The following is a 14598-nucleotide window of genomic DNA, read 5'->3' on the forward strand; positions in this document are numbered from 1 at the left end:
CCAAAGGCATGCAAACACGCCCGCTGGTGCGCTCCATCCTCGTCGCGCAGGGCGAGCACCGCGTCGTATCACGCAATCACGGCGCCACGTTCACGGTCTGGTTCACCGGCACCCGCGCGGCCTGCCGCCGGTGGATCTTGGGCCGGGCGCGCGGACATATTCCGCCCTACTATGCCATCACCTCCCGTACGTCCGACTTCAACAAGTGTTTCTGACCGAGACCTTTTAGAGGCGGCACCGCTGCTCCCCCGTTCGGTCCGTCCCTGCCTTCCTAGCGATTTCTTCCATATCTAAGGCAAAGATCAATCTTCCGGCCTCGCCCCCCTACCGGGGGCGACCGCGCTCTATCGCTCGCCCAAGGCGTCGCGACGGAGCCGCCCGCGGCGTCTCCGCCCATCGGGTCACGATCGCATGGCCGAACCGCCCTTCCGCTCCAATTTTCCGCAGAGGGCCAGCCTGCATGCAGACAGCGCACCACCCGCAGTATCAGAGCAGAAAGGAAAGCCCCATGACCTTCTTCGCCCGCACCGCGCCCGAAGAAATCGCCCTCATCGACAAAATCGCCCAGCGCATCATGGCAGACCCCGAACTGTCGCCCTATGCCAACAAAATGACCGCCATGATCGAGATCATCCTCACCCACTGCAACGGCACGCCGCTCGCCCTTGATGCCCTCCTGGCCGCCGATCCGGCCAGCTTCTGGCACGATATCACCGGCATCGCCCGCAATCTCGACCGCGCAACCGGAAAGCTCGGCAATGGTTTCACGCCGCGCCACGCGCTGCACTGATGCTCACTTCGAGAAGCAGTCGAAAAGAAATATTCGAAAGCAAATTCGAAATTCGGTTATTATAGTCATTCCCTAATACATTGACCGGATCGCACTTAAGCAGCATTGCCCGTTTATGCTATGCTCGACAAATGACTGATCACCTTGGCAACATCGAGTCTGTGGCCCGCGCAATCTGCGCCCGACAGCTCGCCGTACAGACCGATGCGGCCGAAGTGGCGGCCCTGGTCGAACGCTTTTGGCGTGTCGCCGCGGCGCTGCTGGAAGCGGGGCTGATCGGCGATGACAAGGAGATCTCACACAGCGTCGAGCAGGGGGAAGCAGCCTGGGCAGATTAGCGTTCGCGCCATTGCTGCCCTCGATCGATTTTTTTTGACTTTTCTGGTCATATTCTGTACTATGACAAACTTCCTTCACATCGGCAGGCTTTGATCAACGCGGCGGGCGTTTTCGCCTTTGCTGCGCATCGTCATGCCTGCAGCGCTGTGGAGAGAGGCCGAGCGCCCGCGTTGTGCGGGTGCCGGAAATTTGCTACATTACTTAGGCATTGCTCGCAGTGTCGTTCCTCACCAAACCTGTTTTTATCGCTCTCCATTGTCGCCACTCTTTTGCGAAAACGGTCATGACATTCGAGACAACGCCTGCCGCCATCCGCATCGCTCCCCACCGCAATTCCGCCGCCACGATTTACCGTCCAGGCGATCCCAACCAAGCGGTGAGTTCCATCAGCGACTACACCCTCGATCTCGACGGGCCCTACGTCGCATCGCCCCTGATCGCCATCCACATTCGTGATGAAATTTTGCGCGGCACGCCACAACAAGCCGACGCGCTCGAAATCTTCCGCCTCTATGCCGGCCTCAGCCCAGCGGATCTCGCCCGTATTCCAACGGAGCAGCGGCTGCTCCTGTTTCGCCTCATCTACCTCCTCGTGTTCGTCCCCGCCTTCTTTGGCCTCCACCTCGTCGAGGAGACTGAACAAGCCAAGTCCGCCCCATCCGCCCGCCTCGCCTCCGCCTTCGATAGGGGCGTCCCCCTCATCGCAGCGACGCTGGTCGGCTTCAGCATCGCACTCGGCCGCTGGTCGGACCTCCTCATTGAGCTGCCGGTCGCTTTCGCGCCCTTGCTGATTTCCCGTTTGAAGCTCCAGCCCACGCAGCCGGACCGGACACGAACCAACCATATCGCCAGAGCGCTTCATCAACGCGCGCTCGCCTTCTTCTTTCGCTGGAACAAAACAGACTTTTCCGACGGCCTCCCAGCCCCCTTCCTCGAGGCCGCGCGCCAGGAAATCGCCGAGATCACGAAAGCCTATTCAGATTCATTCAAAGTCGAGGCCGCTACGCGGCTGCAGCTCACCTGACACGCCAGCCCCCTCAAATTCTGTCTTGCTGCGTCATTTGCCGGCAAGGCGCCGTCTCCCAAATCTTCTACATTCATAGTCGCGTTTGAAACCTGGCAGGGATGGGCGCATTTTCGCTCCAAACACCCTGAACCCGGGCCAAAAAAGCAATTCCCGCCGCGTAGCGATTTTCCACGCCGCCCTTTTTATGGAATATCTTCCTATTGAATATATTGCACAAATACTGTTAGTTTTCTCCATCAACCGTTTCTAATAGGGTAATTTCATAATGAATTATAAAGGCATTTCCATTCGAAATTTATTTCATCGCATAACTACCGCGAATTGGCCTGAGCATATGTCCTTCGCGCAGAGCGCTCTCGGCGGCGGCCACGAATGGGTAGACCGCAACGGCCGACTGCACCGCCTTGACGGCCCGGCCTATATCGATCCTCACTACCAATGCTGGTATGTTCACGGTCAATGTCACCGCGAAGGCGGACCGGCCTGGATCAACAGTGACGGCTCGAAATTTTGGTCCCAACACGGTAAGGATCACCGCGAAGATGGACCTGCAAGGGAATGGGCCAGTGGAGATAAAGAATGGCTCATCCAAGGAAAACTGCATCGCGAGGACGGCCCGGCCATCGAACGCGCCGATGGGACACACGAATGGTATCGCGATGACCTGCGCCACCGCTCCGCCGGCCCCGCCCTGGTACACGCCAATGGTAGCAAGGAATGGTTCATTCAAGGAAAACGCCATCGCGAGGACGGCCCGGCCATCGAACGCGCCGATGGGACACACGAATGGTATCGCGATGACCTGCTCCACCGCTCCGACGGCCCCGCCCTGGTGCACGCCGATGGTAGCAAGGAATGGTTCATTCAAGGAAAACGCCATCGCGAGGACGGCCCGGCCATCGAACGCGCCGATGGGACACACGAATGGTATCGCGATGACCTGCGCCACCGTTCCGACGGCCCCGCCGTCATATACCCGGACGGAACCAAGGCGTGGCATCTCCATGGCCTGCTCATTCAATTCATCCGACGCGGTTATGTCCCAGAAGATTCACTGAGCCACGCAAACGGACCCGACTAGTGATCGGCTCAAAATTCTGAAACTTATAGCGCCCGCCCCTTGGAATTGAACATTACATAGCGGCCGTCCTTAAGCTGCGGCGTTGAGGCCAGATAGTCCTCAATCTTCTCGCTCACATCCGCCAAAGCCTTTTCCCCGGCCTCGATCGCATCATCGATGGCATTACCAGCGACGGCAAAAGCAGCCATCGCGTTTTCATGCGCCGCGCGGTAGGCCGCGTTGGTGGCGAGCAGCGCTGTCAGCGTCAGCGTTTGGTGATCGCGCCGGTCGCGCGTTTCCCGGTCATCGCGGTGCGTAGCGAAAATTCCCTAGCGAGCTCTGATCCAGCTCCCGCTTGTCTTTGGCGTCCTTCACGATCTCGTTGCATTTGAGCTTGACCGTCGCCGCATCGAGCGGGCTGAAGAGCACTGCGCCACCCCCCTTCCCAAAGCCCTTGTATCAGATTTTCCCTACCTGGCCCGTCGCTTCAAGCGAGCGAAGAAAGCGCAGCACATACTGAAATTTTGTGTCCGACGGCCAGTTTAGTAGACTTTGCCGAACACCAGCCCTTGAGATCCTCCGTCGTCACCAGCGACGACCTCTGCCGCGACTCTCCGCGGGCGATTACCCCATCTTCAGCCGCCATGAAACATCCGCATGACCGAACCGATAACCGACCAGGCCATAGCAATCATAGCCGCTCATGCTTGCGCGTCAGGCATCGGCGTCCTTAAGGCGTGAAAGAGCCGAAGTGGCCCCACTCTATCCAACGATACGAGCCAGGGCGTGATTGCTCGTCATTGCACTCTCCTGGGGTGCTACGCTACGCGCCTCCAATCAATATTCCGGCTGCAAGCACCAACGCGCCGCCCAGCACAACTTGAAACGTCGCCCGAAGGAAGGGCGTTTCCATGTATCGGTTCTGAATCCACACGATGGCCCAAAGCTCAATGAAGACCACAACAAGGGCAAGGACTGTCGCGGTCCAAAAATCCGGGATGAGGTAAGGCAAGGCGTGTCCTAGCCCGCCGACCGTGGTCATCACTCCCGATGCCAGCCCGCGTTTCCATGGTGCGCCGCGTCCGGAGATCTTGCCGTCATCGTGAGACGCCTCGGTGAAACCCATCGAGATTCCTGCGCCCACAGATGCCGACAGACCCACTAGGAACGTGGTCCAGGGGTTCTGGGTCGCGAAGGCAGCCGCGAAGATGGGCGCCAGCGTCGAGACAGAGCCGTCCATCAGGCCAGCCAAGCCAGGTTGAATCCAAGTGAGGATGAACTGGCGGCGGAAAGCAAGATCCTCACGTGCGCCCTTCTCGTCGCGCAGATGGCGCGCGGTCAACTTTTCTGCCATCGCCTCGTGTGCGGTCTCGGATCGCCCGAGATAGTCCAGGAGCTCGCGCGTTTCCGGGTTCTTCGCCTTTTGTGCCGCAAGCTCGTAGAACTTCTGCGACTCCCGCTCCATCTCGAAGACCTCTTGACGGATCCGTTTGAGGCCGAGGTTCTCGATCAACCAGACAGGATTGCGTGGGTAGAAATCGGCAACCTGCTCCCTGGTCAGTGGGACAATCGCGTCGCCGTAGAGGCGCTGGTACCTATCGGTTAGCGATCGGCGATGCTGGTCCTCCTCGGCGGCCATGCCCTCAAAAATAGCCGCGCTGTCCGGGTAGCCGTTTCTCAGATTGGAAGCGAAAGCAGCATAGATACGGCTATCCTCTTCCTCCGAAGCGATCGCCAAAGCGAGGATTTCCTTGTCCGAGAGATCCGCAAAGCGGCGCTTGCCTCGCAAAAAAGGCGACCTCAATGATAGAATGCTCATACGCGTCCTTGTAGTTTACAGCGAGCGGCTCATGTTGGGCGGCAGGATCGCCGGCTTGAAGTGGATGCGGGCGGGATCGTCGACAGGCCGCGCGGTCGCGCACACGCAGCTGGCGGATGGCGACGGGGCGATGCCGCCTGGGCTAACGATGGACCGCTGCGCAAGTCCCCGCCTTCCCGATTCGATCCCCACCAGCTTCCGGCGATAGCTCAGTAGCGTCAGACTAGATGTTCGGCTGAGCGACGGCAGCGTTGGTCGGCGCCGCCGTTTCTGTTGGCGCTGCGCTGAGATTCACCGGTGCTACGGATGCACGTAGTAATATCCTGCCTGCTGCCACTTAATGAGCTCGGCGATCCCGCTTGGCACAATGTCGCCAGCGGTTAATCCATAGAGCGTTGCGGGATCGATTTTACGTTCATCCAAGGTGTTTTGGCACACGAGAAACTGGACTCCTTTGGCTTTCAGATCATCGACAGCCTTGGCCAGGTCGGCATCAAACATCGCAGATTGAAGCAACCCGACGCCGTCGCCATGATTGACAACCTTGATGTCAATTCCGTTTGCTCCCACAGCTTCTACATGGTTGCGTAGATTTCTCAGCAGGGCCTTGAAATACTTCGTGCTATCGGGACCGCGCCCGTTGTTATGATAGACGACCTTTTGCGCGGCATACGATCCTGGCTTGGCCGTGTCGCCTTCTGCTGCAACCGCGATCCCCGGGGTGGACAGCAGCACGACTGCGACGATCATCGTTGCCGCGATAGCTGATCTAAGCATTCCAGAATTTCCTTGCTAGATGAAATTAGTCGGCGCCGAATGGCACGCCGGTGTCTCAGCCGTCGGGGCGAAACCCGATACGGTTTGCTGTGAGCTCACCAGCATGAACAAGTTTGATGGCGTAGTCGTACCGGTGTGCATCACGTGCTCCGCCCAAGATTCGCTATGACATTGTGAAGGCTGCCGTGCCCCGCCAAACGATGTAGAGCCCAACTGCTGCAACCACAGCGGCGAAGACTTGCGAAAGGAGTTGTTTCCTGGGGGCGAGAACACCAGCCAGCTGACGGCCCAGAAGACCACCTGCAACGCCGCCCAAAATAAAGAACGCGACAAGCCGCCAATCGATCATGCCGGACAATGCATAGTTTCCGGCTGTTGTAAAACCGAACGCGGAAACTGAAACCAACGATGACCCGATCGCGAAAATGAGCGGCATGTCGGTTGCCGCGATCAACCCAGGCACCACCAGAAAGCCACCGCCGATCCCAAAAAATCCTGACAAAGCGCCGACGCCGACGCCATACCCGAGCAGGTGGGGAAGCAATGCCGGTGCCGTTGCCCTGTTCAATCGCACCTCGATGTTTCCGTCGCTCGACTTTTTCCAGAACATCAGTCCCGCGATAACGATCATAAGCGCGCCGAAAAGGACGAGGAGCTTTTGGCCGTCGAATTGCTTGCCGAGCGTCGACCCCAGTGCTGCGCCCACGACGCCAGCCGCGGCAAACACCAGTGCGCAGCGCCACTTGACGTTGCCTTGGCGCGCGTGGCCAATGAGATTGGCAAGGGCGCTCAGCGCCACGGCGACCGCGCTGGTACCAATGGCGATATGCGGGGAACTCACCCCGACGAGGTAAACCAAAAGCGGCACAGCGAGGATCGATCCGCCGCCGCCAATGAGGCCCAAGACAAACCCGACCAGCGACCCAGAGAAGGTTGCGAGAATATCTTGAAGCGGCATCACGAGACGACCTTAGGCTTGGCCATCCACTCGCGACCCTTGAGCATCGCTTGCCAGTACAGCGGCGGTAGGATGCGTTCTTTCAGCATCCACGCCGCGCGCGATGGCTTGGTGCCGTCGAGCATGAACGTCGGGAAGCTCGGAGCAACTTTTCCGCCATAGCTGAACTCGGCGAGGATGATTTTACCGCGCTCAACAGTGAGCGGGCACGAGCCGTACCCATCGTATATGGCGGTCCCTGCTCGCATGCCCATGTCGGCCAAAAGGTTTTGAGCGACGACGGGTGCCTGCTTCCGTGCCGCTGCGGCGGTTTTTGCGTTGGGGCTGGAGCTCACGTCCCCGAGCGCATAGACATTCGCAAATTGACGGTGGCGCAGGGTTCCTTGATCGACATCGACCCATCCAGTCTGGTCGGCAAGGGGGCTCGCCTTGATGAAGTCGGGCGCGGTTTGCGGAGGTGCGACATGAAGCAAATCGAAGGTCGTTTCGACCGTCGATTTCGTGCCATCCGCATTGGCCTTGGAAAACCAGGCTTTGCGGGCCGGCCCATCCACGGCCGTCAAGGTATGGCCGAAATGAAGGCTCGTGCCATAGCGCTCGATGTACTGCATCAGAGCAGGCACGTAGTCGGCGACGCCGAACAGGACCGCGCCAGCGTTATAGAAGTCGACACTGATATCGTTGAGACGTTTCGTTCGGTACCAGTGATCAGCCGAGAGATACATGGCTTTCTGGGGCGCTCCGGCACACTTGATCGGCATCGGCGGCTGAGTGAAGACCGCGCGGCCTGACTTGAGATTGCGCACAAGGTCCCAGGTATAGGGTGCCAAGTCGTAGCGGTAGTTCGAGGTCACGCCGTGTTGGCCGAGCGTTTCAACAAGACCATCGATCCCGGCCCAGTTAAGTTTGAGGCCCGGACAGACAATCAGGCGCTTGTAGCGGACGACGCGGCAGCCTTCCAGAATGACGCTGTCATTTTCCGGTTCAAACGCTGCAACGGCTGCCTTGATCCAGGTTACGCCCCTGGGCATAAGGGAGCCCATCTTGCGGGCGGTGTCTTCAGGATCAAACACGCCGGCGCCGACCAGGGTCCAACCCGGCTGATAATAATGGGTGTCCGCAGGATCGATGATGGCGATGTCGAGATCCCGCTTTCGCGCCAGCAGGCTCGAGGCGGCAGCAATCCCGGCTGCACCGCCGCCGACGATCACAACGTCATGCGCCATGTCAGGACTGGCTGTCGGAACCTTGCCACCGTTCGCAATACGGCGGACGACGCCGGACATATCGTAGCCGGCGTCCTTGGCTTTCAGCAGGATCTCGCCGACCGGGCGCGTGTTTGCCTCGGCGAGTGACCACAGCGTGGTTGAGCGGGTGCCGGTGCGGCAGAAGGCGAGCACGGGCCCCGGCAACGAGGCCAAGGCGGCCGCAAAATCGTCCGCGCTTTGATCGCTGACCATGCCGCCCTGAACGGGGATATAGCAGCTTGCCAGACCGTGGTCCGCTGCTGACTTTTCGAGTTCGCGGAACAACGGCTGATCTGCGCCTTCGCCGTCGGGGCGGTTGCAGATGATGGAACGGAAGCCCGCCGCCGCTATCGCGGGGATGTCGGCAACGGTGACTTGCGGTGAGACGGAAATCCCGTCGGTCAGTTTCCTAAATTCCATCTAACGCTATCCTCGGTGTGGTCGCTTGATTGCAGTTGATTGGGCGATCGGACATGCTGGGTTCACTCGGAGGGCGCACTGACGGAAAATGCGCCGCGCAGCGTTCCTGGCGCGAAGCCCGTGGCTTGATCGTCCGGGTAGAGAGTGCGGATGCGCTCGACGACGTCCGGCGCAATCGTGGCGCCGTGGCAGGCCTGACATGGCGTCACAGCCATCGGAATAGCCTTCATGTAGCGGAAGCGCTTTTGATTGCCCTCAGTGATGGTTTCCGCATATTCGAGCGTGGCCGGGTCTGAACCGGCGTCGATCTGCTCAAGAAAGCGACCCAGGACCTTGCGCTCGAATGCGTCCGGTGCGTTATCGGGATTGCGGACTTTCAAGGCAGTCCGCCGGATCGACGTATGGCGCTTTTCCGAAACGTCCGCAGTGACGGCTGGCGCAATCGCTTTGCAGGCGTCAACAGCTGAAGCGGGTCCACCGGAGGCAATGGCGTCCTGCAACTGCGCCTTGAGAGCCATTGCCAATTTAGTGGTTGCGGCGCGCGCCGCAACCACACGCTCATCGTCAACCTCCGTTGCCAAAGTCTCTGAACCGACTCCTACGGGCAGCATTAGCAGTCCGCCCAGAACGACGGTTGTTAAGGCTCGCCTCCGCTGACGATCAGAGCCCATTGACCGGCACCTTGAGGAACCGCTTGCCGGATTCATCAGGCTCCGGCAATTGGCCTGCGCGAATGTTGACCTGGATCGACGGGATGATCAGCCGGGGCATGGCGAGCGTTGCGTCGCGCGCGGCGCGCATCGCAACGAACTCGTCTTCGCTGATACCGTCGCGGACGTGAATGTTGTGCGCGCGCTGCTCGGCGACGCTGGTTTCCCATTTGATGCTGCGGCCGCCGGGCGCGTAGTCATGACACATGAAGAGCCGCATCTCCGGCGGCAGGGTCAGGACACGCTTGATGGAGCGGTACAAAATCCTAGCGTCCCCACCGGGGAAATCCGCCCGCGCCGTGCCGCCGTCGGGCATAAAAAGCGTGTCGCCCACGAATGCGGCATCGCCGATGACGTGGGTCATGCACGCGGGCGTGTGACCGGGCGTGTCGAATGCAAACGCGGTCATGCCGCCGATCGTGTAGGTGTCGCCATCCTCGAACAGACGATCGAACTGGCTGCCGTCGCGCTGGAACTCAGTCCCTTCGTTGAAGATCTTGCCGAACACGTCCTGGACAATCCTGATCTTCGCGCCGATGCCAAGCTTTCCGCCGACTTTGCTCTGGATGTAGGGCGCTGCGGAAAGATGATCGGCGTGGGCGTGGGTTTCGATCAGCCATTCGACGGACAGGTGTTTGTCGTTGATGTGTTGGACAATCTTGTCGGCGGCGGCGTAGGAAATCCGGCCGGCGGCGTAGTCGATGTCCATCACGCTGTCGATGACGGCGCAGGCGGTCGAATTCGGGTCCTTGACCACATAGCTGACTGTGTTGGTTTCCGTGTCAAAGAAGGCGGTGACGTCAGGCTTGATCGTCATGTTGACGAGCGTGTTGGGGTCGAACATAAGCGTCTCCTTTCTAAGCTTTGGCGCGCACATTGGCGGCCAGGGTTTTTCTCGGTTGCGTAGCGGTTGCCAACTGGGCCTGCAGCGCGCGCGTGAGCGCCATGCCGGCGATCATGGCAGCCAGGAAAACGGCCGGCTCGGAGCGGCCGAGCCCAAGGGCCGGAACGGCACCACCGGGGCAGAATCCGGAAATTCCCCAACCGATCCCAAAGATGGTCGAGCCGAGGACGAGTTTGAGGTCGATGGCGGACACGGTCGGCAGATGAAAGGTCGGGTCGAGGATGGGCGCGGAGCGCGCGAAGGTGAGCCGGTAGCCGATCGCCGTCACCACAACGGCTCCGACCATTACGAATGCCAAACTCGGATCGAACGTCCCGGCGACGTCGAAGAAGTTCAGAATCTTGGCGGGATTGGCCATCCCCGACAAGATAATCCCGGCGCCAAATGTGAGCCCGGCCAGCGCAGCTGCGATAATCTGGATCATGTCAGCCTCCCCCCACATGGCGGATGACGAAAACCGTCATGGCGGTTGAGGCCATAAAGCTCACCACGGCAACGAGAGAGCGCGGAGAGAATCGCGCCAGACCGCATACTCCGTGACCGCTCGTGCAGCCGGAGGCCATGGTGACGCCAATCCCGACGATCAAGCCGCCGAGCGCAAGCATGGGCAAGGGGGTGGCGACCTGCATATCGAATGAAAATCCAGTGGCGGCCATCATGGCAATCGGAGCGAAAATGGAGCCGGCGATGAAGGCAAGGCGCCAGCCCGTCGCCGCGGACGGGACGGCCAGCAAACCCGTCAGCATACCGGTCATGCCGGCAATGCGCCCGTTGAAGAGCATCAACATCACGGCTGAAAGGCCGATGAGGCTGCCACCTGCCAACGCGGTGAGGGGTGTGAACTCGGTCATTGAAAATGCGATCCCGCTGGAACATCTGCGCCTAAAGGAGGACATAGAGAGCGATCCCGATACTCACAGCCGACCAGACCATCATGTTGATGAAACTGCGCAGGACCTGACGATGATCGCTTTCCTTGGGCACGCCGGCCAGATCGCAAATCTGGTCGCCGGGGAACAGGAACCACTGCATGGGTTGTCCTTTCGAGGTTTCGCGGGAGCAACGGGTTCAGTGCGTCGTGCATGTCCGAACACCCAGAACGCTATAGAGAGGGCAGAAGCGCAGGAGCCCCGTCAGAAGCGGGATCAAGCCAAACCAGCCCCAGGGCGACTGTGGCCCCACAAACACCAAGCTGATCAGCGCCAGTCCGAGGACGATCCGCAGTGTGCGATCTAGTGTTCCGATGTTAGCTTGCATGGCGGGGGCTCCTGATTTCCTGTTGTTGTGACGGTACGGAATTCCAGAGACCGTGTCGGTGACTTAGTCACGCAAGCTGGGATTACAGTGGTAGACCGTCCGTGCGGACTGGCCTGCAGGGCTGGTGGTCATTTGAGGACCATCCTGATCAGAAGACCCACGGTGGCGACACTCACGACACCTGCGAGCCACAACCCAGCAAACCAAACGAAACGCGTGAGCCTGGGGTTCCGCAGGCGAGGCGGCATCAGTGATAGCCTCCCTCAGGATCGACTTTGCCGCGGAAGACCCAGTACGAGTAGGCCGTGTAACTTAGGATCATCGGCAACAAGACGAGCGATCCAACAAGAAGGAACCAGAGGCTATTGTCGGGCGCTGCCGCGTCCCAGATGGTGACAGAGGGCGGCACGATGTAGGGATAGAAACTTACGCCCAGACCGGCGAAGGACAGGACGAACAGACCGAGCGCTGCGAAGAATGGCTTGTTGTCGTTGAGGTCGATAAGGCCGATCATGAGTTGATAGGCGCAATACAATACGAGCAGCGGCACTGGCACCGTGTAGAGCAGGCCCGGGAAGGTGAACCAGCGCTGCATGAAAACCGGGTCGAGGAAGGGCGTCCAGATACTTACTGCCCCGATCAAGGTAAGGGTGGCGAGACTGCATATCCACGCGAAGGTGAAGGCGCGGCGTTGCACATGGCCTTCGGTCTTCATGATCAGCCAGGTTGCGCCGAGGAGCGCATAGCCGAAGACAACGGCAGCGCCGGTGAGCAGGCTGAACGGCGTGAGCCAATCCCACCATCCGCCGGCATAGGCGCGATTGGCAACGGGGATGCCCTGTATCAGAGCCCCAAGCGCGATACCCTGCGCAAGCGCCGCGAGCATCGATCCCCCGGCAAACGCCCAGTCCCAAAGAAACTTTCCGCGCACGGTGCGCCAGCGGAACTCGAACGCTACGCCTCTGAAGATGAGACCTAGCAGCATAGCGATGATGGGAGCGTAGAGCGCGGGCATGATGATCGCGTAGGCGAGCGGAAACACGGCGAACAGTCCGCCACCGCCAAGCACAAGCCAGGTTTCGTTGCCATCCCAGACGGGCGCCACGGTATTCATCATGAGGTCGCGGTTGCGCTCACCCTTGACGAACGGAAATAGAATGCCGACGCCGAGATCAAAACCATCGAGAATGACGTAGGCGAGAACAGCAAAGGCGATGAGGCTGGCCCAGACGAGGGGGAGATCGACAGTCATGTTCAAGCCCCTTCGGTTGACGTAGGCAGGAGATGGGGCTCGGGCATTGCAGCCGCGGGCGTCGTCCCTGCCGCGCGGAGTGGCTGACCGATCGGCAGATCCGTGTGGTCTTGATCGGGCGATTTGCCCATTTGCCGTAGCATGTAGAAGGTACCTGCCCCAAACACGGCGAAATAGACAATGACGAATGCGACGAGCGAGGCGCCGACGGCGGCGGCGTCGATGGGTGAGATTGAGTTGGCCGTGCGGAGCACGCCATAAACTGTGTAGGGCTGACGACCGACTTCAGTGGTGACCCAACCGGCGAGGACGGCGATGAACCCGGATGGTCCCATAACGAGGCTGGCCCACAGCAGGTACGGTGCCCCAAACAAACGGCCGCGTAGTCGCTGCACCAGTCCCCAAAGACCAAGCGCAGCCATCAGGAGCCCGATCCCAACCATGACCCGGAAACTCCAGAACACAATAGTTGCGTTCGGTCGATCTTCCCTCGGCCAGGCTTTGAGGCCCTTCACGGTGCCGTTCCAGTCGTGGGTCAAGATCAGGCTGCCGAGCTTGGGGATCTCGATGGCGTAGCGCGTTTCTTCCGCACCCATATCCGGGAGACCGAAGAGAATCAGCGGGGCGCCGGCCCGCGTCTCGAAATGCCCCTCCATGGCGGCAACCTTGGCAGGTTGGTGCTCCAAGGTGTTGAGACCATGAAGGTCGCCGGCAACGATCTGAATGGGGGCGACAATCACCGCCATCCACATGGCCATCGAGAACATGATGCGGGTCGCTTCGCCTCCCCGGCCACGCAAGAGGTGCCAGGCTGCGGTCGCCGCGACGACGAAGGCAGTGGTGAGATACGCGGCCAACACCATGTGCACGAGGCGATAGGGGAATGACGGATTGAACACCACGGCCCACCAATCGTCCGCGATATATTGGCCGACGCTGTTGATGGCATAGCCGGCAGGGGTCTGCATCCAGCTGTTTACGGAAAGGATCCAGAACGCGGACATCAGCGTTCCGATCGCTACCATCAGAGTCGCCAGAAAGTGGAGCTTTTTGCCAACTTTCTCGAGGCCAAAGAGCATCACGCCTAAGAACCCGGCCTCCAAAAAGAAGGCTGACAGCACCTCGTAGCCCATCATTGGGCCGAGGATCGGTCCGGTCTTGTCGGCAAACACGCTCCAGTTAGTACCAAACTGGTAGCTCATGACGATTCCCGACACGACACCCATGCCGAACGCGACCGCGAAGATCTTCTTCCAGTAGTTGAAGAGGTCCAGGAACACTTGCCGGCCGGTCAGGAGCCATCGGGCTTCAAGTACGGCGAGGTAGCTGGCCAGCCCGATGGTGAAGGCGGGAAAGACGATGTGAAAAGAGATCGTGAAAGCGAACTGCGCCCGCGCCAGCGACAATGCATCGAACCCGTCCATAAGTCATCGTCCTTAAAGCTATATTCTGGATAGATGTTATTGCGGATCAGTCGATAAAGCAATATGCTGGATAGATGTTTTATTGCCGCAAGCAGAGAGATGACGCCGTGAAGCTTACCCAGTTCTCAAATTTCGCGCTGCGAACCCTTCAGTTCGCGGCTATCCGCCATCCGGAGCTTGTTCGCATCGATGACGTTGCCAAGGCGCACCGTATTTCGAAGGCACACCTGATGAAGGCGACGCATCAGCTGGGGCAGTGGGGATTCGTGGAAACGGTACGGGGTCGAAACGGAGGGCTGCGTCTCGCCAGACCGGCGGCAGAGATCACGGTAGGAGAAGTGCTGCGCCGGACGGAAGCGCCTCTTGAGCTTGTTGAATGCTTCAATCCCGAGACGAACACCTGTCCACTGCGCGCGGTGTGCCACCTGTCGCGCGCGTTCCGTCGGGCTTTGACGTCATTTCTCGCCGTGCTTGACGAGGTGACGATTGCCGATATCGCGCGCAATCGCTCGGACCTCATGCCCCGCCTGGGACTGACGCTTGCCGGAGCGGCACCTAAGACCATTGCCCGCCGATCCATGCCTCGCAGTGCGGCGCGGGCGACGAAGTAGGAA

Annotated in this window: 19 protein-coding genes; 6 read left to right on the forward strand and 13 right to left on the reverse strand. The window is 59.9% G+C overall.

Annotated elements, in window-relative coordinates; all coding sequences use genetic code 11:
- The first annotated feature begins 8 nt into the window (after positions 1-8).
- The 5 genes from PE058_RS20420 to PE058_RS20440 all read left to right on the forward strand — a co-directional run bounded on the left by PE058_RS20420 (position 9) and on the right by PE058_RS20440 (position 3237).
- A complete protein-coding gene (locus PE058_RS20420; protein ID WP_271029343.1) occupies positions 9-215 on the forward strand; it encodes a hypothetical protein in 207 nt (68 codons plus the stop codon).
- Between the two features lie 293 nt (positions 216-508).
- Positions 509-790 (forward strand): DUF6874 family protein, encoded by a 282-nt coding sequence (locus PE058_RS20425; protein ID WP_271029344.1) that lies wholly within the window; start codon positions 509-511, stop codon positions 788-790.
- A gap of 131 nt (positions 791-921) precedes the next feature.
- Positions 922-1128, forward strand: a complete 207-nt coding sequence (locus tag PE058_RS20430; RefSeq protein ID WP_271029345.1) for a hypothetical protein — start codon at positions 922-924, stop codon at positions 1126-1128.
- Between the two features lie 284 nt (positions 1129-1412).
- Entirely contained in the window at positions 1413-2153 is a 741-nt protein-coding gene (locus tag PE058_RS20435; RefSeq protein WP_271029346.1) for a hypothetical protein, read from the forward strand.
- A gap of 268 nt (positions 2154-2421) precedes the next feature.
- Entirely contained in the window at positions 2422-3237 is an 816-nt protein-coding gene (locus tag PE058_RS20440) for a hypothetical protein (RefSeq protein WP_271029347.1), read from the forward strand.
- Between the two features lie 23 nt (positions 3238-3260).
- Here the strand turns inward: PE058_RS20440 and PE058_RS20445 are convergent, their stop codons facing one another.
- From PE058_RS20445 to PE058_RS20505, 13 genes are all read right to left on the reverse strand, one after another.
- Positions 3261-3425, reverse strand: a complete 165-nt coding sequence (locus PE058_RS20445; protein ID WP_271029348.1) for a hypothetical protein — start codon at positions 3423-3425, stop codon at positions 3261-3263.
- Positions 3426-4039: 614 nt separating this feature from the next.
- On the reverse strand, positions 4040-5035 hold the full coding sequence (gene mbfA / locus PE058_RS20450; protein WP_271029349.1) for an iron exporter MbfA: 996 nt from the start codon (positions 5033-5035) through the stop codon (positions 4040-4042).
- 300 nt (positions 5036-5335) lie between these two features.
- Positions 5336-5812, reverse strand: a complete 477-nt coding sequence (locus PE058_RS20455; RefSeq protein ID WP_271029350.1) for a DsrE family protein — start codon at positions 5810-5812, stop codon at positions 5336-5338.
- Positions 5813-5975: 163 nt separating this feature from the next.
- The gene (locus tag PE058_RS20460) at positions 5976-6770 is read right to left on the reverse strand and encodes a sulfite exporter TauE/SafE family protein (protein ID WP_271029351.1); all 795 of its coding nucleotides are present in this window, start codon (positions 6768-6770) and stop codon (positions 5976-5978) included.
- A complete protein-coding gene (locus PE058_RS20465; RefSeq protein WP_271029352.1) occupies positions 6770-8437 on the reverse strand; it encodes a bifunctional protein tyrosine phosphatase family protein/NAD(P)/FAD-dependent oxidoreductase in 1668 nt (555 codons plus the stop codon). The genes PE058_RS20460 and PE058_RS20465 overlap by 1 nt, the downstream gene beginning before the upstream one ends.
- Positions 8438-8499: 62 nt before the next feature.
- Complete coding sequence (locus PE058_RS20470) at positions 8500-9018, reverse strand: Tll0287-like domain-containing protein (RefSeq protein ID WP_271029353.1); 519 nt, start codon at positions 9016-9018, stop codon at positions 8500-8502.
- 79 nt (positions 9019-9097) lie between these two features.
- Positions 9098-9991 (reverse strand): MBL fold metallo-hydrolase, encoded by an 894-nt coding sequence (locus PE058_RS20475; RefSeq protein ID WP_271029354.1) that lies wholly within the window; start codon positions 9989-9991, stop codon positions 9098-9100.
- Between the two features lie 13 nt (positions 9992-10004).
- Positions 10005-10475, reverse strand: a complete 471-nt coding sequence (locus PE058_RS20480; protein ID WP_271029355.1) for a YeeE/YedE family protein — start codon at positions 10473-10475, stop codon at positions 10005-10007.
- 1 nt (position 10476) lies between these two features.
- Positions 10477-10902, reverse strand: a complete 426-nt coding sequence (locus tag PE058_RS20485; RefSeq protein ID WP_271029356.1) for a YeeE/YedE family protein — start codon at positions 10900-10902, stop codon at positions 10477-10479.
- A 31-nt stretch (positions 10903-10933) separates the two neighbouring features.
- Positions 10934-11083 (reverse strand): hypothetical protein, encoded by a 150-nt coding sequence (locus PE058_RS20490; RefSeq protein ID WP_271029357.1) that lies wholly within the window; start codon positions 11081-11083, stop codon positions 10934-10936.
- Positions 11084-11119: 36 nt separating this feature from the next.
- Positions 11120-11308, reverse strand: a complete 189-nt coding sequence (locus PE058_RS20495) for a YgaP family membrane protein (RefSeq protein WP_271029358.1) — start codon at positions 11306-11308, stop codon at positions 11120-11122.
- A 247-nt stretch (positions 11309-11555) separates the two neighbouring features.
- A complete protein-coding gene (gene cydB / locus PE058_RS20500) occupies positions 11556-12560 on the reverse strand; it encodes a cytochrome d ubiquinol oxidase subunit II (protein WP_271029359.1) in 1005 nt (334 codons plus the stop codon).
- 2 nt (positions 12561-12562) lie between these two features.
- Positions 12563-13984 carry a cytochrome ubiquinol oxidase subunit I gene (locus PE058_RS20505; RefSeq protein WP_271029360.1) on the reverse strand — a complete coding sequence of 474 codons (1422 nt, stop codon included), beginning with the start codon at positions 13982-13984 and terminating at the stop codon, positions 12563-12565.
- A 107-nt stretch (positions 13985-14091) separates the two neighbouring features.
- Here PE058_RS20505 and PE058_RS20510 point away from each other — a divergent pair, with 107 nt between their 5' ends.
- Entirely contained in the window at positions 14092-14595 is a 504-nt protein-coding gene (locus PE058_RS20510) for an RrF2 family transcriptional regulator (RefSeq protein WP_271029361.1), read from the forward strand.
- Positions 14596-14598: the final 3 nt, after the last annotated feature.

Origin of the sequence: Hyphomicrobium sp. DMF-1 (assembly GCF_027886585.1) — a bacterium.
Taxonomy (GTDB): domain Bacteria; phylum Pseudomonadota; class Alphaproteobacteria; order Rhizobiales; family Hyphomicrobiaceae; genus Hyphomicrobium_C; species Hyphomicrobium_C zavarzinii.